We start from the raw sequence: 26,654 nt of genomic DNA on the forward strand, positions 1-26,654 counted from the left end.
TCCTGTACTATTTGTACGGATATGTGAGCCCATTCGTTTCAAACAAACAGAAAGCCCGGCATCCGGCCCGGCTTTCTTTCATTACTTCCCTTGCGATAATGCCTTTGATTTTTCTGTCGTTGCCGTCATGCCTTGAATGATGGCATTTCTGAAGCCTGCTTCCTCAAGCTTCGTTACACCGGAAATCGTAGTGCCCCCCGGCGTGCAGACGGCATCCTTCAATTCTGCCGGATGTCTGCCGGTTTCCTTGACCATTTTCGCGGCCCCTTCGACCGTCTGGGAAACCATTTTATACGCCTTGTCCCTTGGAAAACCCTGCTGTACAGCCGCATCAGCCATCGCTTCGATCAACATATAGACAAAAGCCGGGGACGAACCACTGACGGCCGGCACAGCATCCATCAATTTTTCTTCGATGACTTCCGCTTCACCAAAGCTTTCATACAGTTCGAGCACTTCCGCCAGTTCCTCCTGCGTCACGAAAGCATTTGGACACAGCGCACTCATACCTGCGCCGACCAGAGATGGAGTATTCGGCATCGAGCGGATCACTTTCACATTCTTATCAAACGCCTCTTCCATCGATTCCAGCGTAATGCCGGCAGCAACCGTAATGACCACCGTATGATTGGAGACCTCTTCACGGATTTCCTCAATCACACCTCTGTACACATACGGCTTCACCGCCAGAAACAGCAGATCACTTTCCCTTGCCAGCTGTTTGTTATCGTTGGATATATGTATGCCGTACTCATCGGCTACAAAATCAATGGTTTCATCAGACAAAGCGGTCGCAGCCATCTGCCCCGGCTCCACGACCCCAGCGTCAATCATGCCTTGAATCATGGCCCGGCCCATCTGACCGCAGCCGATAAACCCTATACGTTTCTTCACCGTACATCCCTCCTTGGTGATTCTTATTGTATAGGAACTTTGTCGAACACACAATTGCTTCCCGCTTTCACTAATATTTTCTAGTAAAATGATCACGTTTTTATTAGAAAAGGTTTACAAATCAACATTTGTTACCTATAATAATAACTGTATTCTTCATATCATAAAGAAACGCCCAAAATATCATAGCTGCTACGAGAAAAGCCGAGCTGTTTAAGCTCGGCTTTTCTCGTGGTATCCGTGATCGGTGACGGCCTCCAGGACTTTCTTGACTTCCTTTTTGTTTTTCCGGGACACTAGAATATATAATGTATCCCCGGCTTTTATTTCCGTCTGCCCGTACGGTGTAATGACGTCACCCTTACGGATGATCGCATTAATCAGCGCCCTGTCCGGCAGCTCCATGTCCTCAAGCTTCTGCCCGACGACGACATTCCTTGGCGTCACCTCAAATTCAATCATCTCCACATTCGCTTTTCCAATAGAGATCAGTTCCAACGAATGAATCGGATTGCCAAGCTTGTCAGACACCAGTTTGAAACGGTCTGCCATCCACGTAATCGATGACCCCTGAATAAGGGCCGAAGTGAGAACCGTGAAGAAAACGACGTTGAAAATGACCTGACTGTTGGCAATGTCAGCAAGCATTGGGAAAATCGCCAGAACGATTGGAACAGCTCCGCGGACGCCCGCCCAGGATAGAAATACTTTTTCCCTCCATGTAAACGAAAACCCGGAAAGACTGAGAAAAGCAGCCGCCGGTCTGGCTATGAATATGAGAACTCCGGCGATCAATAATCCGCCCGACATGACCGGCCACGTAAAGACTTCAGACGGTGTAACAAACAGACCGAGAATGATGAACATCAGGATCTGAGCCATCCAGCCGAACCCTTCATGGAATCGGAGGATCGAATAACGATAGGCAAGTTCTGCGTTGCCGATGATAACGGCCGTTACATAAACAGCAAGAAGACCACTGGCTTGAAGGAGAGAACTTGCCCCATAGGAAAGAAAAGCAAAACCGAGGGCGAAGAGTGGATATAATCCACTGGAATCGAGATTGATCCGGTTTAACGCAAAACTTGCACCATAGCCGATGGCCGCACCAACAACGAGTCCCGCCCCCATCTGCCAGAAGAACGAGCCGACCATGCCGAAGATATTCACCTGATCCACCGTCAGAAGCTGAATAAAGCTGATGGTCAAAAATACAGCCATCGGATCATTGGTACCCGATTCAGCTTCCAGGGTAGCCTCCAGCTTCCCGTCTACATTTTTCCCTTTCAAAACAGCAAAAACGGCTGCGGCATCGGTAGAACCGACAATCGCTCCGACGAGCATCGCCTCTACCCAGCCGATATGGAGGACATACTTGGCCGCAACGGCAACGATCCCTGTCGTCAGTACCACCCCCACGGTTGCAAGCGTCAGGGAAGGGGCAATGACCGGCCGGATATCCTTCCACTTCGTGAGCATCCCGCCTTCAAACAGAATGATGATCAAGGCAATGACACCGACCAGCTGGGCGATTTCCGGATTATCAAAGTTGATGAAACCGAGTCCTTCGTTTCCGACCATCATGCCTACAAGAATAAACAGGACGAGCGACGGAACCCCGAGACGGGAAGAGAACTTTGTGACGATGATGCTGACAATGAGCAGCAGCGCCATGAGCATAATAAATTGGTTGGACTGTAGAATTTCCTGAATCATTGAATGAACTCCTTGTATGTAGGATTTCCCTTATTCATTATACCAAGGAGTTCCCGTTTCCGTGTACTCATATACCTCCCGCATTCAATCATTTCCCATAAAAAAAGCTGCCGAGAACGTTCTCGACAGCTTCAGGGAATGTTTCTTTCCCTGCTTCCCTTCTCCACTACGTGAACATTTCCTCGGCCTGTTCGCTGAAGAAATGCTTCATCGAATGAAAAACGTCGGCTTTTCTGCGTAAGATGTAATAACGGAACTTTTCGTGTTCGATGGATTTATAGGCCTGCATCAGACTGGAAGAACGGTTATACTGATTCACTTCGCCGTAACCGAACATCTGCGATACTTCAATCAGCTGTTCAATTAGACCGAGGCACCGTTTGTTGTCGGAAGTCAGATTGTCACCATCGGAAAAGTGAAACGGATAGATGTTATAGCGCTCCGGGGAGTATTTGGTTTCAATGAGTTCCAACGCTTTGCGATAGGCAGAAGAACAGATGGTCCCGCCGCTTTCCCCTTTCGAAAAGAAATCCTCTTCGCTGACGACTTTCGCCTGCGTATGGTGGGCGACAAACTCGATATCCACCGTTTCATAGTTTCTGTTCAGGAAGCGGGTCATCCAGAAAAAGAAGCTTCTGGTCATATACTTTTCCCACTGGCCCATGGATCCACTGGTATCCATCATGGCGATGACGACAGCTTTAGATTCAGGTTTTGTCTTTTCATTCCATGTCTTGTAGCGGATGTCTTCGGGGTAAATCGGAGCGAAAGAGGCGTCGCCACGAAGGGCGTTACGCTTGTAGGCTTCAAGCATTGTCCTCTTCTTGTCGATGTTCCCGGTTAATCCTGTTTTGCGGATATCGCTGAATTCAATGTCGGTATGAAGAATATTGTCTTTCTCTTTTTCATCAAGATTAGGAAGGGTCAGCTCTTTAAACAAAGCCTCTTCCAATTCAGCCAGGGATACTTCAGCTTCATAATAATCATCCCCCGCCTGGTCGCCGGCTCCATCTCCTTCACCGGGCTTCCCTTTAGACGGCTGCGGGGCCTGGGCCACCACATCGCCGATTTCGCTGTCTCCATCTCCTTGTCCCGCATGCTTATTCTTTTCATAATTGTAGCGGATTTTATATTCATCTAAAGAACGGATAGGAATCTTAACGACACGCTTTCCATTGGACATGACAATGTTTTCTTCTGTGATCAAATCGGGCAGCTGCTTACTCATAGCATCCTTGACTTTTTCCTGGTGTCGACGCTGATCGTCGTAGCCTTTCCGATGGAGGGACCAGTCGTCTTCGGCGATTACAAAACTCGTCTCTTCATCCATGTTATTCCCTCCTAATCGAGTATTACTCTATCGTATGCAGGTCCACGTAAATGGATGAAACATATTGGGATATGTATAGATTATTTGTTATTTACGCCTATCTTTTTCTCTTATCTCTCCTTCCTTCTACTAGGTTTTCAATAAAAAACCCCCGCAGACAAGCTGCGAGGGGCTCATATTTCCTATTATCCTTCTAAAAGCAGATCATAAGGATCTTCAATCATTTCTTTAATACGGCGCAGGAACTGGACGGCCTCTTTGCCATCAACGATCCGGTGGTCGTAGGAAAGCGCAATGTACATCATCGGACGTGCTTCAATGCTGTCATCAGGCATGACCTTCGCGCGCTTCTCAATATTGTGAAGACCGAGAATTCCGACCTGAGGAGAATTCAGAATCGGTGTAGACAGCATGGACCCGAAGATCCCCCCGTTGGTGATGGTAAAGGAGCCTCCTTGGAGATCCTCCAGCTGGAGCTCTTTGTTCCGGGCCTTCGTGGCTACATCAGCGATTCCCTTTTCAATACCCGCAAAATCAAGGCGGTCGGCATCACGGACGACAGGAACGACAAGTCCTTCCTCCGTAGAAACGGCCATTCCGATATCATAGAATTTCTTCTGGATGATTTCACTGCCCTGGATTTCTGCGTTCAGGTTCGGGAACTCCTTCAAGGCACCAACAGCAGCTTTCGTAAAGAAGGACATAAAGCCGAGCTTCACATCGTGTTTTTTCTGGAAGGATTCCTTGCGGTCACTGCGCAGCTTCATGACGTTGGTCATGTCCACTTCGTTGAACGTCGTCAGCATAGCCGCTTCCTGCTGGACCTCTACAAGACGCTTGGCAATCGTTTGACGGCGGCGGGACATTTTAATCCGTTCCACCGGCTTATCAAACTGCGTCTTCTCCTCTTCCTTTTTCTCTTTCTTCGGCTTGTCGTTAGACGATGATTTCGGCTCTTCCGACTTGCTTCCACCTTTAGCAGCTGCATCGACATCCTCCGGACGGATGCGGCCGAGTGGATCCCGGGCGGAAATACTGCTCAAATCAATGCCGAGTTTACGCGCACGTTTTCTGGCAGCCGGAGTGGCTACAATATCTTTATTGCCATTGTTATTGTCCTGCCCATTGGAAGCGGCCGGTTGTTCCTCCTGCTGCGGCTCCTGTTTCTGCTCCTGCTGCTGCGCCTCTTCCTTCTGTTCAGCTGCAGGTGCTTCTTCCTCCCCAGAGCCGGAAGAATCCCCTGCGGACCCGGAAGCTTCTCCGTTTTCATCCACCTTGGCGATGACGTCTCCCACTTCAACGTCATCTCCTTCTTCCTTGAGTAGTTCAGCAATGACGCCGTCTGCATCAGCATTCACTTCCACATTAACCTTGTCTGTTTCCAGCTCAAGAATCGGATCACCTTTGGATACGTGATCGCCTTTTTTTACAAGCCATTCAGCTATCGTGCCTTCAGTTATGGATTCAGCTAATTCAGGTACTTTGATTTCCTTCATTTTGTTTCTCCTCCTTTAGACATCTGCAGCGCTTCAAGAATGATTCGATTCTGCTCTGTTTTATGGATATTCGGTTCTCCTACGGAAGGGGAAGCCCTGTGCGGACGTCCGACAAATCTGTGAATCTGTCCTTCCTTCAGCAGTTTGTGAAGGATGCCCTCCACAAAGTACCAGCTACCCATGTTCTGCGGTTCTTCCTGGACCCATACTAGTTCTTCTAAATTCGGATAGGTTTCCAGCATGTCTGCCAGTTTTTGATCCGGGAATGGATAAATCTGTTCCACCCGGACCGCATCGATGGTTTCGAAGGTTTCGTCCATACTTTCCACCTTGTCTTCGATATCCACCATGATTTTGCCGCTTCCCAATAGAAGGGTTTTCACTTTTTCTTTATCTTTGTTCTGGGATAATCCCGGCTGCATCATCAGCGGCTGGAACTTCCCTTCGCTGAAAGCATCTCCGTCCACGGCGACTCTTTGATTACGCAGCAGGCTTTTCGGCGTCATCAAAACGAGCGGACGAGCCTCTTCCTGATTGCTGATCGCCGCCTGTCTGCGCAGCAGGTGAAAATACTGGGCAGACGAAGTGACATTGGCCACGGTCCAGTTGTTTTCTGCTGCAAGCTGAAGGAAGCGCTCAAGACGGGCACTGGAGTGCTCCGGTCCCTGTCCTTCATACCCGTGCGGGAGCAGGAAGACCATATTGGATTTCTCGCCCCACTTCGCGCGGCCGGCGGCAATGAACTGATCAAAAATGACCTGTCCGGCATTGGCGAAGTCACCAAACTGAGCTTCCCACAGGACAAGGGAATCGGAAGCATGGACACTGTATCCGTACTCAAATCCGATAACCCCGGCTTCGGATAACGGACTGTTGTGAATATCAAAGGACGCTTCCGCCTGATCCAGTCCGTGGAGTGGACAGTAGGTTTCATCTGTTTCTACATCATGGAGGACAAGGTGACGGTGAGCGAAGGTTCCACGCTCCGTATCCTGACCGGTAATCCGGATCGGGATCCCATCCTCCAGTATAGAAGCGAAGGCCAGAGCTTCGGCTGTCGCCCAGTCCACTTTCTGTCCTTCATCCAGCATTTTTGCCCGGCGCTGAAGGATTTTCTCAAGCTTCTTAAATCCATTGAAGCCTTCCGGACGTTTCAGCATCCCTTCGTTCAGTCCACGCAGACGCTCAATATCCACGGATGTCTGAATTTCATCCAGATCCCGTTCCACACCGCTCGGACGGTCTTTCACATCAGGAGCGGCCGTTTCATGCTCACCCATATTGTTATAAATGTCACGAAGCTTCTCTTCAATTTCTTCTTTCATCTGTGAGAGCGTGCCTTCTTCCACAACACTTTCATCCTGGAGCTGCTTCTCAAAAACAGCGGCCGCCGTTGGATGCTCGTCAATTTCCTTGTACAGCTTCGGCTGAGTGGAGCGTGGCTCGTCCATTTCGTTGTGTCCGAAACGACGGTACCCGACGAGATCAATCAGAAAGTCCTTATGGAACTTTTGACGGTATTCATACGCAAGCGCCATCGCAGAAAGACACGCCGCTGGATCGTCAGCATTCACATGCAGCACCGGTATTTCAAAACCTTTCGCCAGATCACTAGCGTATCGTGTTGAACGTCCATCCCTGCGGTTGGTCGTGAAACCGACAAGGTTGTTGGCGATAATATGGACCGTTCCCCCTGTACGGTAGCCCGGGAGGTCACTCATGTTCAGTGTTTCTGCAACAACCCCTTCACCGATAAAGGCTGCATCCCCGTGGATCAAGAGGCCGAATGCCTCGTCTTCATCCATCTTGGCATAGCCTGGTTCACTCCGGTCATCCTGTGCGGCTCTTGTGAACCCCTGGACGACAGGATTGACGTATTCCAGGTGGGAAGGGTTATGGCTCAACGTCACTTTCGTTGCCGACTGCTCGCCGTTTTCGATCTCTCTTCGGGCTCCGAAGTGATACTTCACATCACCGGTCCAGCCATAGTTGATTCCCATCGAACCTTCTGAAGGAACGAGCTCCTTATCAGGCGAATGATGGAACTCAGAGAAGATCCGGTCATAAGGCTTCCCGAGGATGTGGGCAAGAACGTTCAGCCTTCCCCTGTGGGCCATGCCCATCATGATATGTTTAATGTGATCGCCGGAAGCCGACTGGATAATATGGTCGAGCATCGGCACCATAATATCAAGGCCTTCGATGGAAAAGCGCTTCTGTGCCACAAATGTTTTGGCAAGGAAGTTCTCAAAGCCTTCCACTTCAGCCAGGCGGTACAACAGCTGTTTCTTTTCTTGGTTTGTCAAAGATACCTGATACGATCCTGTATCGACTTTGTCCTGCAGCCATTTTCTTTCATTCTCATTATTGACATGGCCGAATTCAAAGGAGATCGTCCCAGCATATCTTTCTTTAAGTACATGGACCACTTGGAGGGCATTGTCCAGTTTCATAGGCGCGTCCGGCCAGACCCACTCCGCCGGCATAGCCTCCAGATCCTTCTCCTGAAGTCCGTAGGTTTCTAAATCAAGCAAATTTGTTTTAGGTCGCTCGTCACTTCCTACAGCATAAATATTCGCCTGCAGATGGCCGTGACGACGAATAGCCTCAACAAGTTTCAATGCCGAGGTGATTTTCGCAATGTCCCTTTCCGAAGGAGACGCAGCACCGTTCGTCTCAACAGACGGGCTTGTCTTCATCCAGTCAGGTGCCCCGTGCTCGTCAAAAATATCCTTCAGTGAAGGATCGACAGCACTTGGGTTTTCTTCATATACTTCGAATTGCTCTTCGATATACCCCATATTGGGGCCGTGGAAATTATCCCAAAATCTTTGAGTGGAGCCTTGTTTAGACACGTAGAATACCTCCAAGTAGTTGTTGGCTAATGCTTCCTCGAAAACGTTTCCAAGTCCACATACTATTATAGAATTGAAACGCTTACGTATTCAACAAATTTCGCTTATTTTTCTCAAATGGTAACAATTCCATTATAACAAGAAAGGCGCACCCTTTGGTACGCCTTTTTACTTTTTACTGGTAAAGATTATTCCTCATCCTCAAGAACCCGGTAGGCCATATCGAAAAACTTCATCTGGCTGTTGATCCGGGCCTGATTTTTCTCAGGCTGGACGTACTCGTAGCTGCCATCCTCCTTCTGTTCCCGCGCCTTCGTATTATCATTCAGCATAATGGACAGAATTTTCTTCAGACGGCTTTTCACAGACGGTTCATAAAGAGGGAAAAGCAGTTCGACGCGTTTCACCATATTACGGGTCATCATATCTGCCGAAGAAAGGAACAGACGGTCGTCCCCATTATGATGGAAGTAATAAATCCTGCTGTGTTCCAGGAACCGGCCGACGATGCTGAACACACGGATGTTCTCGCTGACGCCTTCGATCCCGGGCTTCAAACAGCAGATTCCGCGGACGATCAAATCGATCTGAACACCTGCCTGGGACGCTTCGTACATTTTCATAATCAGGTTCTTGTCTGTCAGAGAGTTCATCTTCGCAATGATCCGGCCGTTTCCATGCTGCTTATGGAAACGGATTTCATTGTTCATATAGCGGATAAAATCGTTCCGGATATCAAATGGAGCCATCGACAAGTGGTGGAACTCCGGTTTCTCTGTAAAACCGCTCAAATAATTGAAGAAGTGCGTCGCATCGATCCCGAACTTCCGCTTCGACGTAATGATTCCCATGTCGGTATACAGCGAGGCTGTCTGGTCATTGTAGTTTCCGGTACCCAGGTGGACGAAACGTTCGATCTTCTCGGCCTTCTTCCTTACGACAAGCGTGATTTTGCTGTGGGTTTTCAGGTAGGTCATCCCATAGATGACGTGGCAGCCTGCTTTTTCAAGCTCTTTGGCCCACTGCACGTTGTTCTCTTCATCAAAACGCGCTTTCAATTCCACAAGCACGGTCACCTGTTTTCCATTTTCCGCGGCCCGCTTCAACCCATCGATAATCGGTGAATCCCCACTTACCCTGTAAAGCGTCTGCTTAATGGCCAGTACGTAGGGATCATCAGCCGCTTCAGCGACAAAATCGACCACAGGCTCAAAGGATTCGTACGGGTGGTGCAGGAAGATGTCACGGTCCTCCGCTGCTTCAAAGATGTTCTCTTCGCCATCCAGGTCACGCGGCGGCTGCGAAATCAACGTCTCATAATAGAGGTGGTCCTTCACATCGGCAAACGTTTTATGAAACTTGAAAAGGAACGTCAGATCAAGTGGTCCATTGGTGATATACAAGTCATCCCGGTGAATCTCAAGAACGCTGAGAAGGAATTTGATCACTTTTTCATCGTACTTGCCTTCCCGTACTTCCAAACGTACGGCTGCGCCCCACTTCCGCTTTTTCAATTCTTTCTCGATTTCCTTCAGAAGATCCCGGGCCCCTTCCTCATGAATCGTCATATCAGCATTTCTTGTTATCCGGAACTCTGTGACAGATTCCACTTTGTATCCTTTAAACAGTTTACCCATAAAATGGCTGATAATTTCCTCAAGGAGCACATATTGGTATTTATTTTCATGCTCCACCTGGACGAATCGATCCAGAACAGCCGGCACCTGGACAATGGCTGTCTTTGTAGTGTTCTCCGGGTCGATTTCGTCTTTAATGACGACAGCAAGGTTGATGGACTTGTTGAGAAGCATCGGAAACGGACGGTAGGCATCAACGGCCATCGGTGTCAGGACCGGGAAGATTTCTTCATCAAAGTATTGTTCGAAACGGATGATTTCCTCTTTTGTTAAATCCTCGATAGAAAGCAGGGAAATGCCTTCCTTTTCAAGCTCCGGCTTCATGGACTGATACGAGTCATACTGCTTTTTCACATTGTTATGATTGATTTCGGATATTTTCGCCAGCTGCTCCTTGGGAGTCAGCCCGGCTTTGTTCTCGGGCTTGTTAAAACCGGCTTTCACCTGGTCCTTCAACCCTGCTACACGTACCATGAAGAATTCATCAAGGTTGGAGGAACCGATCGCCAGAAATTTCAATCGTTCAAGCAAAGGGTTATCCAAATCAAGAGCTTCATCCAGCACACGCTCATTAAAGGCGAGCCAGCTCAGCTCCCGGTTGTTATAAAATAATGGATTGTTCAATTGCTGCGTCTTCTCTGTAGACATTCCGCACACCCTTTACACGTTTATTCCACTACACATGTTAGTACGCCTCTATATGTTCTATATAAAACAGAAGTTAAGGTTTTGTAAAAAAATGATGAATATTGCTGAAAAATGTTTTCTTTTAAGGTAGAATATTCCGAATTTGATAGCTGCTAATAAAAAGAAGCCCGGAAACGGACTTACTTCTTATCTTCCACAAAAGAAAGTTCTATAGTCTTTTTCAGTGATTTTTCCAAATGTTTTTTCTGTTTTTCGGCCTGATACTCTTCCGGCATCCATTCACCGGAACAATGACATGTAATATGCAGGTCATGACCTTCCGTCGTCAGGCTGAGGCTTTGAATGGTCTGCCTGCGGGTGCTGTCCAGGCTGTAGCAGAATTTCAACAGGGATCCAAGTAGTCGGAGCTTCTTCTGTTCCTCCTTCAAGAACCATTTCTTATACGGGTGGAGGAACTGTTTGAAGATCGTTTTGTTCTTGTAGGAGGCCATCAGCGCCATCCGCAGTCTCTCCATGTGCATCAGCCCGTCAATCGTCCGGTTGGCAAGCAGGTAGAAAGTATGCTGGGCGCTCGCTTCACTGTCTATATAATCCCCCAGGTTGAACACATAACTGGCTCTTTTCACTTCCTGCCAGTCTGATTTCTTCAGAGATCCGATGCCCTTTTCATGAAGCTGGAAGAAAAGCTGATGAGCCAGGTGCTGGACGTGCTGGATCTGTTTCACATTCAAATCATAATCGTTAATCAGTTCCTGAATGCTCTCCTCCAGCACGTTCGGAAAAACCGACGTCCCCATATCTTTGGTGAGCTGTTCAAAAAAGACGCCGTCCCGCAGGCCTTTTCTGCTCAGGATGAATCCGGAAGCCTGCATCGTATCGTAAAGAGAATGGAATACTTCGGTCGCGGGCAGGATGATATCCGCCCGGTCTTTGGACAATCCTTCCACTTTCTGCAGCTTCTTCATCGGCAGAGTGAACAAATAATTTTTGATAAAGGAAAGATCGCTGTCCTTCATCTTATATTGGTGGAGCCCGGCGAGTGGATACTCCTTCAGGTTCTGATCGATCTGTACAAGGTTACGCGCCCCGCCTCCAATTCCGATCAAAGGAATGTCCTTGTTCTGCAGCCATGGCAGCGACTTGAACTGGTCAAGCAGATATCGGCGTAAAGCTGAAAACTCATTCTCGGTCGGCAGTTCCTTTTTAAAGAAATCCTGCTTCAGAGTCAGCGCACCGAACGGGAAGCTGTAGGATTCAATCAGTTCACGATCCTTAAAATATGTAACTTCGGTACTGCCGCCGCCAATATCCACTGTGATCCCTTCTGTTACAGGAGTGGAATTCACGACAGCCAGGTAGCCGTAATACGCTTCTTCGTGGTCCGATAAAATCCGCATATCAAAGCCGGTATGCTTGGAAACCTGAGTGATAATCTCCTCCTGGTTCCCCGCCTGACGGATGGTAGCCGTAGCGACACAGACCATTTCCTCGAGCGTATAGGATTCTGCCACTTCCTTGAAGCTCCCCAAAGTCGTCAGCAGGGTCTGCAGCCCTTCCGTAGACAACAAGCCGTCCTGTGTTAGATGGTTACGCAGACGTGCGACCGCTTTTACGTTCTCCACCTCGCGGAGACGCCCGCCTTTGTCACGCAGATAAATCACCAACCGCATCGTGTTTGAACCTACATCAATAATTGCATAAAATTTCCTGGCCATGATTTCACCACTCTTCATTTTTTGACATTATAACATAAAAAAGACCGCTCTCTTATAGAAAGAGAGAGCGGTCTGACAAGGTTTACCTGTTCAACAGGCTGCCCACATATTTCAGCAGTTCATTAGCCGAGCTGGAGTTGTATCCATGTTCATCGACAAGCGTAGCAACGACTTCATTAATTTTCTTCAGCTGCTGTTCATCCGGCGTCTTCGCAGATGTCGTAATCTTCACGACATCCTTCAGATCAGCAAACAGCTTCTTCTGAATAGCTTCGCGAAGGCGTTCATGAGACTGGTAATCGAATTTCTTCCCTTTGCGCGCATAGGCGGAAATTCGAATAAGAATCTCTTCACGGAAAGCTTTCTTCGCATTTTCGGAAACGCCGATCTGTTCTTCAATCGAACGCATGAGACGCTCATCCGGGTTGAGTTCTTCACCCGTCAGCGGATCTCTCAGCTTCGCCTTGTTGCAGTACGCTTCAACATTATCCAGGTAATTGTCCATAAGCGTAACGGCGGATTCTTCATAAGAGTAAACAAACGCCTTCTGTACTTCCTTCTTCGCAATTTCATCATACTCTTTTCTCGCGAGGGAAATGAAATCAAGGTATCTCTCCTTGTCCTCACTGGAGATGGAGGCATGGCTTCCCAGTCCATCCTTCAAGGAACGAAGAACATCCAACGCATTGATCGATGTCAGTTCTTTTTTAATGATGGTGGAGGAAATACGGTTGATCACATAACGAGGGTCAATCCCGCTCATTCCCTCATCGCCGTGCTCCTTCTTCAATTCCTCTACATCCACATCACTGAAGCCTTCAAGAATTTCACCGTCATAGAGTCTCATTTTCTTAAGAACATCGATGGACGCCTTTTTCGATTCTTTTAATCTTGTCAGGATCGTGAACATGGCAGCCACTCTTAACGTATGCGGAGCAATATGCACATCACGGATATCACTCTCTCTGATCATCTTCTCATAGATCCGCTCTTCCTGACTGACTCTCAAATTGTAAGGCACCGGCATCACGATCATACGGGAATGGAGCGCTTCGTTTTTCTTATTCGCTATAAAGGAGCGGTACTCCGCTTCGTTCGTATGGGCTACGATCAACTCATCCGCGGAAATGAGGGCAAAACGACCAGCCTTGAAGTTCCCTTCCTGCGTCAGACTGAGCAGGTGCCAGAGAAACTTCTCATCACACTTCAGCATTTCCTGGAACTCCATCATGCCACGGTTGGCCTTGTTCAGTTCCCCATCAAACCGGTAAGCACGCGGATCCGATTCTGATCCAAACTGTGCAATGGTCGAAAAGTCAATCGAACCGGTCAAGTCGGCAATATCCTGGGACTTCGGATCAGACGGACTGAAGGTACCAATGCCTGTACGCTTATCCTCTGAGAAAAAGATCCGCTCTACAAGAACATCCTCAATTCTTCCCTCATATTCCGTTTCCACCCGCATCGTATTTAACGGAGACAGGCTGCCTTCAATCCGGATGCCGTAATCATCCTGGAAATCCTTCCGCAGATGGTTCGGAATGAGATGCAGCGGATCTTCGTGCATCGGACAACCTTTAATGGCAAAAACAGCCCCTTCATCCGTAAGCGTATACTGTTCAAGTCCCCGCTTCAACAGATTGACCAGCGTCGATTTACCACCACTGACAGGCCCCATCAATAGGAGAATACGTTTACGGACATCCAGCCTTCTTGCTGCCGGATGGAAATACTCCTCTACGAGCTTTTCCATCGCTTCATCCAGTCCGTAAATATCGTCATCAAAGAACTTGTAACGCTTATGATCATGAGCTTCTTCCACACCAGCACTCTTAACCATATTGTAAACGCGGGAATGAGCGGATTGTGCTAAATACGGCCGCTCTCTCAACAGCTCCAAGTATTCAGCAAACGTTCCTTCCCACTTCAGTTCTTCCTCGTATTCCCGGTGATCTTGTATCTTCTTCAAAATGTCCACTTCGCGACCTCCCCCGTCGTAAGAGACGAATTTTAATACATCCTATGCCTGGCTCATGTAAAACATGTGTGAAACAGAGAAATGTGGAAGCGGCTTGGTCAGTCCCGACAAGCATAAGACCAGCACCGCCGTGGAGGGTTTTTCTCCACAGAGGTGTTGGACTTATGACCTCGAGGGACTAGCCGCTGCAACTGGACAATCAAACTGAAATGCGGAAGCACCCTGGTAGATGCGACAAGCATAAGACAAGGATTGCAGTGAAGCGTCCTTCCTTCACGGAGATCATTGACTTATGTCTCGAGCATCTGGGTGCCGGAGCTGGACGACAAAAAAGAAATGTGGAAGCGGCTTGGTCAGTCCCGACAAGCATAAGACCAGCACCGCCGTGGAGGGTTTTTCTCCACAGAGGTGTTGGACTTATGACCTCGAGGGACTAGCCGCTGCAACTGGACGACAAAAAGAAATGTGGAAGCGGCCTGGTAGACACGAAAAGCATAAGCAAAGCCGTGATGTGGCGTTCTCTGCCACAGACCGGATTCTGCTTATGACCTCGAGTGGCTGGCCGCTGCAACTGGACGACAAAAGAAATGTGGAAGCGGCTTGGTCAGTCCCGACAAGCCTGAAACCAGAACCAAAGCGATAATAATGAAAGAACAGCACGATTCTCTCAACTACACCTGCGAAACCGTACGACTTGTCCTCATGCGTTGCCTATCCATTGACTCTACGTCACTTTTCACCTGCGTTCTGCAGGGTAGAAGGACAGCCCCTCTACTTAAACCTATGCCGCTGCCCGTCAAATATGAAAAAAGAGAACGGAATCAATCTCCGTCCTCTTCCACATCTTTACCTTCCAGATAGCTTTTTCTTTTGGCCAGCCCCATGATGAGGAACAGAATGAACAAAAATAAGTTCAGCCAACGGTAATCATCATAAAAAATAGCAAGAATGGCCCAGATGGATGCACTGATCAAAAAAAGCACGCTGGACATCAAGGTTTGATTCATCATAATCCCTCCTCTATTCATTATATAGGCATCCTCCATATTTGAGGCCGCAAATTCTTCGGTCTTTATCCCTATAAAGCTGTACAAAAGACATTTACTATATTTTGACATACCCTTGTCTCATTGTTAAAATTGTTTTGACTATTTTACCTTGATAAAGTACTCACACAAAAGAAAGAAGGACTGCATATGGAAACATGGTACTTTGTCGATTCAGGCCACTGTACACCTGCCATGAATATGGCACTGGACGAGGCCCTTATGAATTGGCACCGAGAAGGGTCGATCCCGCCAGTTCTCCGTTTTTATGGCTGGGAACCTGCCGGGCTGTCTGTTGGTTATTTTCAAAAAGTAAAAGGAAAAATTGACTTGGATGGCGTTCAGAAGCATGGATATCAGCTGGTCCGCCGCCAAACGGGCGGTCGTGCAGTATTACATGACCATGAACTTACATATAGTGTCATCGTATCAGAAAAACATGAAGACATGCCGGACTCCGTGAAAGAAGCCTATCTGGTCATATCCAGAGGCCTCCTGGAAGGCTTCAGGAACTTGAACATCGATGCGGACTTCGCTGTTCCCGAAGGCAAGTTGGATGTGAATGGCTCAGCAGTCTGTTTTGAAGAACCGTCCTGGTATGAATTGATCGTCGATGGTAAAAAAGCGGCCGGAAGTGCACAGACTAGAAAACGCGGCATCATCCTCCAGCACGGGTCCATACCGATCGAAGTGGATGATGGAAAGCTTTTTGATATGTTTGTTTACAAAAATGAACGCATCAAAGAAAGAGCCCGCAAGGCTTTCGGCAGCAAAGCTGTGGCCATCAATGATGTCCTGGATGAGCCTGTCTCATTCGAAGACACAAAAGATGCGTTTAAAGAAGGATTTGAAAAAGGATTGAATGTCCATCTGGAACCATTCCACCTGTCTGAGGAACAATGGGAGGAAGTAAGGAAAATCGCCGGAGAACGGTACGAAACAGATGAATGGAATTACGCCCGCTGAGCGGGATAAGGAGTGGTGAACGTGAGTAAAAACCAGGAATACATAAGAAAGCCGGAATGGCTGAAAATCAAGATTAACACCAACAAATCCTATACAGGTCTGAAGAAACTGATGCGCGAGAAGAAATTGAACACGGTATGCGAGGAAGCGCGCTGCCCGAACATCCACGAATGCTGGAGTGAGCGGAAAACCGCTACATTCATGATCCTGGGTGACACCTGTACACGCGGGTGCCGTTTCTGCGCTGTCAAGACGGGACTTCCGAACGAACTCGACTGGGGCGAGCCTGAGCGTGTAGCGGAATCTGTTGAGATCATGGGACTGAAACACGTCGTTGTTACAGCAGTTGCCCGTGATGACTTGAACGACGGCGGTGCTGCTGTATTCGGTGAAACGGTGAAGGCGATCCGCCGCCGTGTACCGGGATGTACGGTCGAAATTCTTCCTTCTGATATGAAAGGTGATTACGAAAGCCTGCATACACTGATGGAAGGCGAGCCGGATATTTTCAACCACAATATTGAAACCGTCCGCCGTCTGACGAAGAAGGTCCGTGCACGCGCGATGTATGACCGCTCTCTTGAGCTCCTGCGCCGCGTGAAGGAAATCCGCCCGAATACACCGACAAAGTCCAGCCTTATGGTCGGTCTTGGGGAAACAAAAGAGGAAATCATCGAAGCGATGGATGACCTCCTCGCCCACAACGTAGATATCATGACCATCGGCCAGTACCTGCAGCCGACGAAAAAACACTTGAATGTGGAACGCTACTACCATCCGGATGAATTCGAGGAACTGAAGCAGATTGCCCTTGAAAAAGGATTCAAGCACTGCGAAGCAGGCCCGATGGTCCGCTCCTCCTACCATGCCGATGAACAGGTGAACAGCACCTCCGCCCAGCGCCGCATCAAGTACATGCAGGGCTATGAGTCCCAAGGGAAAGAGCTCGATACAACCAACTTCTAAACAAAAATCCCCTTCTCCTGATGCAGGAGAGGGGGATTTATTGATTACCAGAAACCTCCGTACGGGGGACGGCCGTAATAGCCTCCGCCTCCATAATAAGGCGGGCGTCCGTAATAAGGAGGTGGATAGCCATAACCGCCGCCGCCAAAACCTCCATATAAGCCTGGAGCCAGCGCACCGCCTAAAAAGCCACCCAGTAACCCACCGGCAAAGGGGCCGAAAAAGAAGAAACGCTCCTCTTCATTTCGGAAATCTTCTTCTATTCCATAAGGATAAGCATATGGGTACTGATTCACTCGTTCTCCTCCTATCCAATCCTGTGGTTATTCACCTACTCTTCACTCTATGTCAACAGCCCGGCCACCGTATAGGCATCTGTCACCAGGGATAGGATAAAATTAACTGTAAGCCCATTCACACCTCGGATAAAATGGGGTATACTTAAAAAAGAACGCTTGTCTGGCTAGAAAAGGAGGACTATTCATGAATGTAACCTTGATTATTCTCGTCTGCCTCGCATTTTTGACAGCTATCTTCTCAGCTGGATATGATACGAAGCCAGGGCCAAGAAAGTAAAGAAAAAACCGCACCCCGATGGGTGCGGTTTTTTTATGCCTTATTTGATCAACCCCGGAAATCCCTGCTGCAATAAAGCATTGAATAGAATGATTGATGCGGTATTGGATAGATTCAACGAGCGTACGTCATCGGTCATCGGAATTCGGAGACAGCGGTCCTCAAGCCCCTTCAAGAGCTCCTTCGGTATGCCGTCACTTTCCCTTCCGAAGACAAACAGCTGATCTTTATCCACATCGCTGAAATCAAAATCAGCATAGGATTTCGTTCCGAAGTTTTCAATGTAGTAGAACTCGCCCTCCGGATACTTTTCATACAATTCGTCGATCGAATCATAATAATGGACGGTCAATTTAGGCCAGTAATCCAGCCCTGCCCGGCGTACCATTTTGTCATCGGTCGAAAAACCGAGCGGACGGATCAAATGCAGTTCACTATTTGTAGCCACACAGGTACGGCCGATATTCCCGGTATTGGCCGGTATTTCCGGCTGAAACAGTACAATATGGTTAGGCATCGCTTTCACCTCAGTCTAATCGGATTCAACCAGACCATTATACCATATGGATCACCCGTTAATTCTGAAGAATTTATACTGAATATCCGGCGTGTAAGCCGTAGAATCCTCGTAGGCCCAATACCGGTGGCGGCTGTTGGATGTATGAGCATTGACCAGCGGCATCCCCTGGGCGTCTTTTTTCACAACGAACGTATTGTGATCATACCTTCCGTTTCCTTGAAAGTCATAACAGATGACATCCCCCGGCGCCAGCTGATCCGCGGAGGGAACTTCCACCGCCTTCAATCCTTTACGCGATCCACTTAAGTACCAGCGCAGGGCATGAGCCACGGTCCAGCTGTAGCTCCACGTGCCGTTTCCGTACCACCACCCCCGTGTCCGGTCTCCTGCGCCCCTCATCGGTGCACCACCGGCCCGTAGACATTGGGAAACGTAATTGGTACAGTCGACATCAAACTTTTTATAGGCGGGATTGTAGCTGTCCCACCAACGGTCTGCATACCGGACAGCCTCCCGGCGGTTGTATGCGAAACGCGGTCCGTCCAGCGGCTCTCTTTCCCCCGTATCAAACGTCAAAGGTAAAGAAGAATCACCAGGCGCCGGATTCTCGGTTACGATATCGTGATGGACCCATGTCCCTTTCATCAACTGTCCGCGTCCTGTGTAACAGCCTTCTTCCAAAAATACATGCCGGCCGCTTTTCACAAGCATGGTTAAATGGAGGTGGTAGCCCACATCCACGACCTGATCATACGCCGCTCTATGAAAGGGTGCAATCTGGAATGTCAGCCGCTGCAGGGTATGACCGCGTGCTTCCATCCCCTCTATTTTCCGCTTCAGCCATCCTTCTTCCTCCTGATCGAAAATCCGGTCCAGCACTTTCTGCCAGTAACGCTTGATCTCCTCTGTGCTGTTCATCCGTCCCCTCCCCCCTTCTTCATTATATGAGCGGGGCGGGCGCCCATGAAAAAAAGCCCCCGGAGGGACTTTTAATGCTGCAGGACTGTATGGTGTTTTTCGAAATCCAGCAATTTCTCTTTTTTATCCAGTCCGCCTGCATAACCGACGAGCTTTCCATTGCTTCCAATGACACGATGGCATGGAACAATGACAGAGAAAGGGTTTTTATTCACAGCACCTCCGACAGCACGGATCGCCTGTGGAGAATGCAGCGCCAGCGCTATATCCTTGTAGGAACGTGTTTCACCAAAAGGAATTTGATGAAGCAGCGTCCTCCACACTTTCCGCTGGAAGTCGGTGCCATAACAGTTCAACGTCACGTCAAACGCTGTGCGGGTCCCCTGGAAGTATTCCTGCAGCTCTTTTTCTGCCTGAACAATCCATGCATGATCGGGATCGTAAACCAGTTCACCCTTGAGAAAATGCTTTCTTTTCCAAGATTGATAGGCTGGAAGCCGATCTTCATGGTGTCCAAAATCAATGCGGCAGACTCCTTCATCATTGGCCAGGACGGTCATAGCGCCCAAAGGCGTTTGAAACGTGTCGTAATATAGAAAAGAATGATGGTTCATAGCCAACCCCTTCTTTATTAACAGTTTTTTCTATTATACTAGAGCTCTAGTGGATTGAAAAGGTACAGGAGTTGATTACGTCTGAAATTGCAGCCCTTTTTCCATTTCATACAAGACCTGTTCATCCTCTTCCTTTTCCTTCGCTTTTTCAACAGCCTCAAAACAATCGGGACGGCCGATTTTTCCGAGACCCCACGCAGCGGTTCCACGTATAACCGGCCTTGGATCGTGATTCATTAAACGAATCAGTTCATCGACGGCCGTTTCGTCACGATAATGGGCAAGGGCCAGAATCGCATTCCGCTGAATCGGCTTTTTCCCCCGCCAGGAGCCGGAAATGAAACCGAATCTCTCTTTGAACTCCCGGTTGGATATGGACAGCAGCGGTGTAAGCTTCGGCTTTACAACCTCAGGGTCCGGTTCAAATTCTTCATGATTATGAAAATCTTTCTTCCGGTTCTTTGGACAGACCGTCTGGCACGTATCGCAGCCATATAGACGATTGCCGATCACTGTGCGGAACTCATCAGGCAGAAACCCTTTGGTCTGCGTCAAAAAGGCGATACAGCGCTGGGCATTGAGCTGGCCTCCCTGGACAAGGGCCCCGGTCGGGCACGCGTCCACACATATATTGCAGTCCCCACAGCTGTCATCCACCGGCTCATCAGGAGCAAAAGGAATATTCGTTACAAGTTCCCCTAAATATACATATGAACCAAACTCCGGAGTGATCACGGCACAATTTTTTCCACTGAAGCCGATACCGGCACGCTCCGCTGCAGCACGATCAGAGAGCTCGCCTGTATCCACCATGGATTTCAATTCCACTTCCGGGAACCTTTCCTTTAGAAAAGCACCGAGTTTGTGCAGCCGGTCCCGGAGCACATCATGATAGTCCTGTCCCCAGGAAGCCCGGCAGAAAATCCCCCGTCGTTCTCCCTTCACACTGCGGGGGGCATCCTTCATTTTCGAAGGGTACGCCAGGGCAATGGATATAATGGACTGCGCGCCGGGCAGAAGACGCCCGGGCTCCGTGCGCTCGTCCACTTCCCCCTTTTCAAAACCCGACTGATATCCGAGTTCCTGCTGGCGTTTTAAACGGGCTTTTAATTCTCCGAACACATCAGCAGAAGCAAATCCGATTTTATCGATGCCGATTTCTCTGCTGTATGCGATCACTTCTTCTTTAAACTGATGAAAATCCACCCGGACGTTCTCCTTTCTAACGTATATCTTTAACGGCAGCTGTCCGAATCCGGTTCATAGCTGCTGCGATTTCAAATCTTCTTGGTCTCGCCAGTTCCCCTGGGTGCTGATCCTTGAATGGACCGAAGGAAGCCAGTCCTTTCGTGTCCATCTGCTTCTCAATCTGATCCAGCAGCGCCGGCAGGCTTTGATCAGGCTTCAGCTGGCCTTTTTTATCCAGATGAAGAAGAATGTCGGCAATCATACGTGTCTGTGAGGCATCCACCAGCTGTTCGACACCGGAAAGATCGATATCCTCCCGGCCCATCAACAGCTTGAACAGCCCCTTCGCCTGGACTTTCTCCTTCTTCCCTTTTCTCGTCTGCAGCGTATTCGGAAGAAAAGCACGTCTGGGTACCGTTCCGAAGCTTTCCTCTCCAGCTGTTTTCCTTTCCGATGGGTACTTCGCTGCAATGTCTTTCGCCTTCTGCGTGACGTTGACCGGTACATATTGGTCCATCATGATTACATCGTCCGCGGCCTGGAAGTAGTCCCCGGAACCTCCCATCACGAGAATGGTAGACACATCAAGGTCGTCTCGCATCTGCTGAATTTTATCTATGAACGGTGTGATGGGCTCCTTCTCCTGTACGACAAGCTCCTGCATCCGCTCATCACGAATCATGAAGTTGGTAGCACTGGTATCCTCATCGATGAGAAGCGTGCGTGCTCCTGACTCGAGCGCTTCCATGACGTTCGCCGCCTGTGAGGTGCTCCCGCTCGCATTTTCCGTAGAGAAAGCTGTCGTATCCGTTCCATGCGGGAGATTTTTAATAAATGGCGAAATATCCACTTTGGTTACCTGACGTCCGTCTTCCGCTCTTACTTTCACACTGTCCGGATCTGTCAGGACATATTCACGACCATCCCCTTTGATGTGAGGATACACCCCACGCTCGATGGCATTCAAGAGGGTACTTTTACCATGGTACCCCCCGCCGACAATCAGGACGATCCCTTTTTTCAGGGCCATCCCTGTCAACGGCTCCTGACGATGGGGAATCGTGATGGAGACGCGGTTTTCCTCCGGGCTCTCAAAAGGGACCGCTTTTTTCATCGGTCGCTGGCTCACACCGCTCTCCCTCGGAAGAACAGCCCCATCGGCTACGAAGGACATCCACCCGTTCGCACGCATCGCCTCTAAAATAGCATCGTGTTGATCGGCGAGCTGACACACCTTCTCCAGCTCGCTGTCTTGAACAGCAAATACAGACTGCTTCAGCATCTCAGGAATCACTGAGAAAAACAGCTTTTCCGCCTGCTTTCCGTTAATCCGCCGGCCATTGGCAGGCAGGCCGACTGTCAGGCAGATGATGATGTCTTCAGGGAGCAGGGAAACAGCTGTCCGTTCCAAAATCTCCTGCTCCGGCTGATCGATGGCGACCATCCCGCTTTTGCCTGAGCCTTTCACACTGAACTGGGTTTTCTTAATCGTACCCGCCACCGATCTGGCAAAAGTATCTTCCGAATATGTCTTTCGACTGTTTGTTTCCTTATATTCAGCAGGAACAGGACGTTTACTGTGAGGCACCTGAATCCTGATCTTTGATGGAGCCGCAAATGGATCTCCCTGGACATAGTCTATATGGAGCTTATAATTCTCAAAACTATACGTCCCTTGAATCTGCTTATATCCTTTATAGCTCTTTCCGTCGATCTGATTCAGCATCGTTTGAAGTTTTTTCATTCCGGCATCCTCCTGTCTTCGTTCTATTATACGTTGTATCCATTTTTCCACATTAAAAAACGCAATGCTTCGTTACCCATTTAACGAAACACTGCGTTGGTTCACATAAGTATAAAAAATAAATGCATCACAATAGTGAATGGAGCGGGTGAAGGGAATCGAACCCTCATCATCAGCTTGGAAGGCTGAGGTTTTACCACTAAACTACACCCGCATATAAAGAGTGTTAAGTTGTCCGTACAACTTCCCTCATCTATATTTGTTATGATAACATCCGTATTCTATCGACGCAACATGATTTTTACGATTTTTTGTCGAAATTTTAATAGCAGCTTTACAATGTTATGGGGTCATAGTTTAAAAGATGGATATGCCTACTATACCCGGATGGTATCTCTTTTATACATAGAAAAGCAGACTGCCTAGGGAAGCAGCCCGCTTCAAGCTAATCCTTCTGCTTATGCTGGAAGACATAGATGATGGAAAATACGAGAAAAGCGGTGAAATGCAGGGAGTCAATGAAGAGTTTGAACAGTTCAAACACATCGCTGGTATTCATCACATTCACCTCCATAATCCTGATGGACGATGATGTGTGCTGCAGGGAAGCTTTATCTGAAGAAGTATGCTGGCGCATCTACTGCCGGGGTCTTCTTATTGTCCCCGGACGTGCCGGCTTTATGTATGGCTAATAAAAAAAGAAGAGCCATTCATGAATGGCTCTTCCCCTTTCACCTTACAGAATTAACGTGTTTTTTAAAGCAGCGATCAAGTTCTCAAAATCTTCATTGACCTGAGCTGCCACATCTTTTTTCTTGTACTCCTCATCCTGCTCCATGGAACTGACGGGTTCAATGAGCATTGTCCGGTTTTCCATAAATACGATTTCAATTTTTCTAGGAGGTGTATTTTCATTGAGGCTGTAATCGTCGAAGTACTCCTTCATGGAAATGATCTTGTCCGCAAACAACGTTTCCTTTTTCAATGACATATCCGGAGATAAGCTTAAGGCCGTCAATGTGCGGTCATTTCTGTTCACAATAAACAGGTGCTGCTGGTCCGAATCCAGAACTTCCAGGCAGCGGTAATTGTCTGACTCGAAGATTTCCTCGGTAAACTCCAAAACAGCGGCCGTTCTCAGTTTACTAAGCTTGTCTGTACTCAATCGGTCTTTTACAGCAATGGACATGGATGAAAAACCTCCTTATAAGTTTTACATTCTTCACATCCCCGTTTTCCCATTATGAAAAACTGAAAACCAGCAAAATAAACAAAATTTACCATGGAATCTATGCAGGGTCATTCAAATGATTGATCTTTTCGACAAAATGTGATGATCTATGCCTTTTTCAGTTCAATTATGAAAGCCGTTCAGAAATCAGTCGGAAAGATATTACAGCTTCTTTATAAAAGTCGATTCTCTTATCTTCCATCATCCGGTCAAGTTTCGCCTCAGCACTGGAAGCCATCTGCTCAATCTTCTTATCATCCGTCAGCTCGATGAGCCGCTTCAACATCTCTCGCTTCTGCTTTGTATCTTTTTCAATCGTCTTCCACTGCTCATCCGTTTCCGCTTCCAGATCATTCAAATCTTCGGTGACGCCCTGGCCCAGGCCGGACACGAGTTCTTTCATCTCGTCATTCGCCTCGATGGTTTCGAGCATCTGGTTATCCACTCGTGTATGATCAGGACGATCCTCCTCCGTCTCTTCCTCCTGTTCAATAAAAACTTTCTCATAACTCTGATCCTGCTGGATGATCGTCTGGGCGCTTTCCGTCTCTCCATGATTCTCCCGATCCATTTCCGTCAGCTGCCACACACCAAACCCAAGAAGGGCAATCCCAAGGATCGATGTCCCTTTTACAAACCTGCTCATATCCTCTCATTCCTTATTGCGCATATTTTCCTTGAATTTATATTTTTCCGACAAACCATTGTCATCTAATTGTAACATTCGTTCAAAATACTGTAAATGAGCATAATAAAAGAGAGAAGTCTGTCACAGACTTCTCTCTTTACAGGTTTTCAATAAACAGGCGGATGACATCCGCACCACCAATCACGGTTCCGAGCGTACTGCCAAGATTCGCAAGAACGACAACAAGCAGAATTCTCGTTACTTTGTTCTGCCAGAAGCCTTTCACCGTCGTGACATCATCGGAAAGGGATTCGAAATCGCCCACATTCGGCCTCCGGAAGTACGCCTGTACAATCCCGGCAAACCAGCCGGCCGCAAGCAGAGGATTCAACGATGTAATCGGTGCAAGTAAAAATGCGGCTGCAACGGCAAGTGGATGGGCCAGAGCCGCCGCAGCTCCAATCGCTGAAAACGATCCGTTCCAGAGGATCCAGCTGATCGTCTGCTGGGTACCTGCGGCTGGATTGGAAAGAAAGGTATACAAAATGATCGATAAAATGAAAATCGGGATCGACCAGCCGATGATTTTCGGCGCTTTTGATTTAGGCGGCCGCTTCTTCAACGCTTTTAAATCATGATCGTTATAAATCTCTTCCTTAATCCCGGGCACGTGGGCCGCACCAAGCACAGCAACAACCTTCTCCCCAGGGGCATCCTTGATTTTTTGAGCCAGGTACTGATCCCGCTCATCAATCAATGGTTTTTTCAAGTCTGGAAAATGGTCCGTCAAATCCTGAAGCATTCCATCCAGCATATCCTGGGACTTCATCTTCTCCAGCTCTTCCTCAGAGATTTTATCATTGCTGAAAATGCCGTAGAAGATCGACATTAAGAGCTTCGACTTTCCACTCAAGCCAAGATTGCCCCAGATCCGGGAGAACGTCACCTGGATGTTACGGTCGGCAAGCACCAGCTCAGCCCCCGTATCTTCCGCAGATTGAATCCCCTGGATCATTTCCTGTCCCGGCTGAATGCCAAACTGCTTCGCCATCCGCTTTTGAAACGATGAAACAGCGAGGTTCACTAACAGCAGCGTCGCTTTTTTACTTTTGATGACTTCAAAGATATCCGTATTCTTCCACCGGTCTCCGTCCCTGATGGACTGATAGCGCTGTTCATCCAGTTCCACACAGACAGCATCCGGCTGTTCCTGTTCAATGACCTGTTTGACCTGCTCGGCGCTTTTTCTGGAGACGTGAGCCGTGCCGATCAGAATATATTCTTTTCCTTCTATCATTAATCTGGTCAAGTTATCTTCCATACCTGTCATAAAACCTTCCTTTACCAAGTACTCGCCCTCCTGCCTGTTCCTTTGAGAAACAGGACCCTCTCCATTGTATCAAAGATTCAGATCTTTTTAACAAAAAGAAAAAAGCCAGAGGCGTCTCTGACTCGATCTTTTCATCCTATTCAAGATCCTGCATGATGCCGGCCGGCCAGCTCTCTGCTTATTTTCTCGGCAATCCTTGAAATATCCTCTTCGATCCGTGCCGCACTGAAACGAAGGACGGTCCATCCGTGATTCTTCAAAAAGGCATCCCGCTCCCATTCCATCTCCCACTGATCAGGAGACACCAAATACTCGTGCTCCACAGCTTCAATCGCAATTTTCAATTCGGGAAAAGCCATATCAATGACAAATTCCCCTTCCTGATAGTACGGCTGTGGATGCAGCCCATACTTGGACAGTTCGCTGTGAAGCTTTTCAGCCAGTGCCTTCTTGGAAACTTCCTTTTCAACCGCCTGCTTGTCTTTGGCCTGACGACGGTTTGAAAAGATAAACCCAAACGAGAACAATAGAAATAGAAAGAAAAACAGTGTAGGAAAAAGTGTAGAATTAGTCATATTTATCACCCATTACTATTCTATCCATCCACCCACCCTTTTTATTCCTAAAGGGGCATGATTGTCCCTCTTCCGCATATAAA

The 26,654-nt window shown here is 48.2% G+C and carries 21 protein-coding genes and 1 tRNA gene; 2 read left to right on the forward strand and 20 right to left on the reverse strand.

Features of this window, described 5'->3' with window-relative positions; genetic code table 11:
- Window positions 1-81: 81 nt before the first annotated feature.
- The 9 genes from proC to GLV97_RS12900 all read right to left on the reverse strand — a co-directional run bounded on the left by proC (window position 82) and on the right by GLV97_RS12900 (window position 15,276).
- On the reverse strand, window positions 82-894 hold the full coding sequence (gene proC / locus GLV97_RS12860; protein ID WP_160834773.1) for a pyrroline-5-carboxylate reductase: 813 nt from the start codon (window positions 892-894) through the stop codon (window positions 82-84).
- Window positions 895-1,107: 213 nt separating this feature from the next.
- The gene (locus GLV97_RS12865; RefSeq protein WP_160834772.1) at window positions 1,108-2,610 is read right to left on the reverse strand and encodes a potassium/proton antiporter; all 1,503 of its coding nucleotides are present in this window, start codon (window positions 2,608-2,610) and stop codon (window positions 1,108-1,110) included.
- 166 nt (window positions 2,611-2,776) lie between these two features.
- A complete protein-coding gene (gene yhbH, locus GLV97_RS12870) occupies window positions 2,777-3,940 on the reverse strand; it encodes a sporulation protein YhbH (protein ID WP_160834771.1) in 1,164 nt (387 codons plus the stop codon).
- A gap of 185 nt (window positions 3,941-4,125) precedes the next feature.
- Entirely contained in the window at window positions 4,126-5,436 is a 1,311-nt protein-coding gene (odhB, locus tag GLV97_RS12875) for a 2-oxoglutarate dehydrogenase complex dihydrolipoyllysine-residue succinyltransferase (protein ID WP_160889808.1), read from the reverse strand.
- On the reverse strand, window positions 5,433-8,237 hold the full coding sequence (locus GLV97_RS12880; RefSeq protein WP_202409611.1) for a 2-oxoglutarate dehydrogenase E1 component: 2,805 nt from the start codon (window positions 8,235-8,237) through the stop codon (window positions 5,433-5,435). Before GLV97_RS12880 ends, odhB begins: the two co-directional genes overlap by 4 nt.
- A gap of 242 nt (window positions 8,238-8,479) precedes the next feature.
- Window positions 8,480-10,576 (reverse strand): RNA degradosome polyphosphate kinase, encoded by a 2,097-nt coding sequence (locus tag GLV97_RS12885; protein ID WP_160841706.1) that lies wholly within the window; start codon window positions 10,574-10,576, stop codon window positions 8,480-8,482.
- Window positions 10,577-10,755: 179 nt separating this feature from the next.
- Window positions 10,756-12,291 (reverse strand): Ppx/GppA family phosphatase, encoded by a 1,536-nt coding sequence (locus GLV97_RS12890; RefSeq protein ID WP_160836413.1) that lies wholly within the window; start codon window positions 12,289-12,291, stop codon window positions 10,756-10,758.
- Between the two features lie 82 nt (window positions 12,292-12,373).
- Window positions 12,374-14,269 (reverse strand): PrkA family serine protein kinase, encoded by a 1,896-nt coding sequence (locus tag GLV97_RS12895; protein ID WP_160834767.1) that lies wholly within the window; start codon window positions 14,267-14,269, stop codon window positions 12,374-12,376.
- Between the two features lie 821 nt (window positions 14,270-15,090).
- Entirely contained in the window at window positions 15,091-15,276 is a 186-nt protein-coding gene (locus GLV97_RS12900) for a hypothetical protein (RefSeq protein ID WP_160889809.1), read from the reverse strand.
- A 189-nt stretch (window positions 15,277-15,465) separates the two neighbouring features.
- Here GLV97_RS12900 and GLV97_RS12905 point away from each other — a divergent pair, with 189 nt between their 5' ends.
- Together GLV97_RS12905 and lipA are read left to right on the forward strand one after the other, a co-directional pair.
- Complete coding sequence (locus GLV97_RS12905; protein WP_272917348.1) at window positions 15,466-16,281, forward strand: lipoate--protein ligase family protein; 816 nt, start codon at window positions 15,466-15,468, stop codon at window positions 16,279-16,281.
- Window positions 16,282-16,302: 21 nt separating this feature from the next.
- Complete coding sequence (gene lipA / locus GLV97_RS12910; RefSeq protein WP_027956632.1) at window positions 16,303-17,247, forward strand: lipoyl synthase; 945 nt, start codon at window positions 16,303-16,305, stop codon at window positions 17,245-17,247.
- 44 nt (window positions 17,248-17,291) lie between these two features.
- Here the strand turns inward: lipA and GLV97_RS12915 are convergent, their stop codons facing one another.
- The 11 genes from GLV97_RS12915 to GLV97_RS12965 all read right to left on the reverse strand — a co-directional run bounded on the left by GLV97_RS12915 (window position 17,292) and on the right by GLV97_RS12965 (window position 26,571).
- A complete protein-coding gene (locus GLV97_RS12915; RefSeq protein WP_160834765.1) occupies window positions 17,292-17,543 on the reverse strand; it encodes a hypothetical protein in 252 nt (83 codons plus the stop codon).
- A 320-nt stretch (window positions 17,544-17,863) separates the two neighbouring features.
- Window positions 17,864-18,340: a tRNA (cytidine(34)-2'-O)-methyltransferase gene (locus GLV97_RS12920; protein ID WP_160889810.1), complete on the reverse strand. Its 477-nt coding sequence runs from the start codon at window positions 18,338-18,340 to the stop codon at window positions 17,864-17,866.
- Between the two features lie 51 nt (window positions 18,341-18,391).
- Entirely contained in the window at window positions 18,392-19,261 is an 870-nt protein-coding gene (locus GLV97_RS12925) for an amidase domain-containing protein (RefSeq protein WP_160841707.1), read from the reverse strand.
- 71 nt (window positions 19,262-19,332) lie between these two features.
- Entirely contained in the window at window positions 19,333-19,875 is a 543-nt protein-coding gene (locus GLV97_RS12930; protein ID WP_160834762.1) for a methylated-DNA--[protein]-cysteine S-methyltransferase, read from the reverse strand.
- 75 nt (window positions 19,876-19,950) lie between these two features.
- Complete coding sequence (queG, locus tag GLV97_RS12935; RefSeq protein ID WP_160834761.1) at window positions 19,951-21,081, reverse strand: tRNA epoxyqueuosine(34) reductase QueG; 1,131 nt, start codon at window positions 21,079-21,081, stop codon at window positions 19,951-19,953.
- A 16-nt stretch (window positions 21,082-21,097) separates the two neighbouring features.
- Window positions 21,098-22,807 (reverse strand): ABC-ATPase domain-containing protein, encoded by a 1,710-nt coding sequence (locus tag GLV97_RS12940; RefSeq protein ID WP_160841709.1) that lies wholly within the window; start codon window positions 22,805-22,807, stop codon window positions 21,098-21,100.
- A gap of 140 nt (window positions 22,808-22,947) precedes the next feature.
- Window positions 22,948-23,021 (reverse strand) — tRNA-Gly (locus tag GLV97_RS12945).
- Between the two features lie 522 nt (window positions 23,022-23,543).
- The gene (locus tag GLV97_RS12950) at window positions 23,544-23,996 is read right to left on the reverse strand and encodes a hypothetical protein (protein WP_160834758.1); all 453 of its coding nucleotides are present in this window, start codon (window positions 23,994-23,996) and stop codon (window positions 23,544-23,546) included.
- A gap of 169 nt (window positions 23,997-24,165) precedes the next feature.
- Entirely contained in the window at window positions 24,166-24,684 is a 519-nt protein-coding gene (locus GLV97_RS12955) for a hypothetical protein (RefSeq protein WP_160834757.1), read from the reverse strand.
- Window positions 24,685-24,823: 139 nt separating this feature from the next.
- Window positions 24,824-25,996, reverse strand: coding sequence for a TraB/GumN family protein (locus GLV97_RS12960; RefSeq protein WP_160889818.1), 1,173 nt, complete (start codon window positions 25,994-25,996; stop codon window positions 24,824-24,826).
- Between the two features lie 140 nt (window positions 25,997-26,136).
- On the reverse strand, window positions 26,137-26,571 hold the full coding sequence (locus GLV97_RS12965) for an endonuclease domain-containing protein (RefSeq protein WP_160834756.1): 435 nt from the start codon (window positions 26,569-26,571) through the stop codon (window positions 26,137-26,139).
- Window positions 26,572-26,654: the final 83 nt, after the last annotated feature.

The sequence above is a fragment of the Halobacillus litoralis genome (assembly GCF_009856355.1).
GTDB classification, from domain to species: domain Bacteria; phylum Bacillota; class Bacilli; order Bacillales; family Halobacillaceae; genus Halobacillus; species Halobacillus litoralis_B.

Coding starts and splice junctions, on each gene's coding strand:
- GLV97_RS12865 (WP_160834772.1), bottom strand. CDS start 2,610: ATGATTCAGGAAATTCTACAGTCCAACCAATTTATTATGCTCATGGCG.
- yhbH (WP_160834771.1), bottom strand. CDS start 3,940: ATGGATGAAGAGACGAGTTTTGTAATCGCCGAAGACGACTGGTCCCTC.
- odhB (WP_160889808.1), bottom strand. CDS start 5,436: ATGAAGGAAATCAAAGTACCTGAATTAGCTGAATCCATAACTGAAGGC.
- GLV97_RS12880 (WP_202409611.1), bottom strand. CDS start 8,237: ATGGGGTATATCGAAGAGCAATTCGAAGTATATGAAGAAAACCCAAGT.
- GLV97_RS12885 (WP_160841706.1), bottom strand. CDS start 10,576: ATGTCTACAGAGAAGACGCAGCAATTGAACAATCCATTATTTTATAAC.
- GLV97_RS12890 (WP_160836413.1), bottom strand. CDS start 12,291: ATGGCCAGGAAATTTTATGCAATTATTGATGTAGGTTCAAACACGATG.
- GLV97_RS12900 (WP_160889809.1), bottom strand. CDS start 15,276: ATGAATCAAACCTTGATGTCCAGCGTGCTTTTTTTGATCAGTGCATCC.
- GLV97_RS12905 (WP_272917348.1), top strand. CDS start 15,466: ATGGAAACATGGTACTTTGTCGATTCAGGCCACTGTACACCTGCCATG.
- GLV97_RS12920 (WP_160889810.1), bottom strand. CDS start 18,340: ATGCCTAACCATATTGTACTGTTTCAGCCGGAAATACCGGCCAATACC.
- GLV97_RS12925 (WP_160841707.1), bottom strand. CDS start 19,261: ATGAACAGCACAGAGGAGATCAAGCGTTACTGGCAGAAAGTGCTGGAC.
- GLV97_RS12930 (WP_160834762.1), bottom strand. CDS start 19,875: ATGAACCATCATTCTTTTCTATATTACGACACGTTTCAAACGCCTTTG.
- GLV97_RS12940 (WP_160841709.1), bottom strand. CDS start 22,807: ATGAAAAAACTTCAAACGATGCTGAATCAGATCGACGGAAAGAGCTAT.
- GLV97_RS12950 (WP_160834758.1), bottom strand. CDS start 23,996: ATGTCCATTGCTGTAAAAGACCGATTGAGTACAGACAAGCTTAGTAAA.
- GLV97_RS12955 (WP_160834757.1), bottom strand. CDS start 24,684: ATGAGCAGGTTTGTAAAAGGGACATCGATCCTTGGGATTGCCCTTCTT.
- GLV97_RS12960 (WP_160889818.1), bottom strand. CDS start 25,996: ATGACAGGTATGGAAGATAACTTGACCAGATTAATGATAGAAGGAAAA.
- GLV97_RS12965 (WP_160834756.1), bottom strand. CDS start 26,571: ATGACTAATTCTACACTTTTTCCTACACTGTTTTTCTTTCTATTTCTA.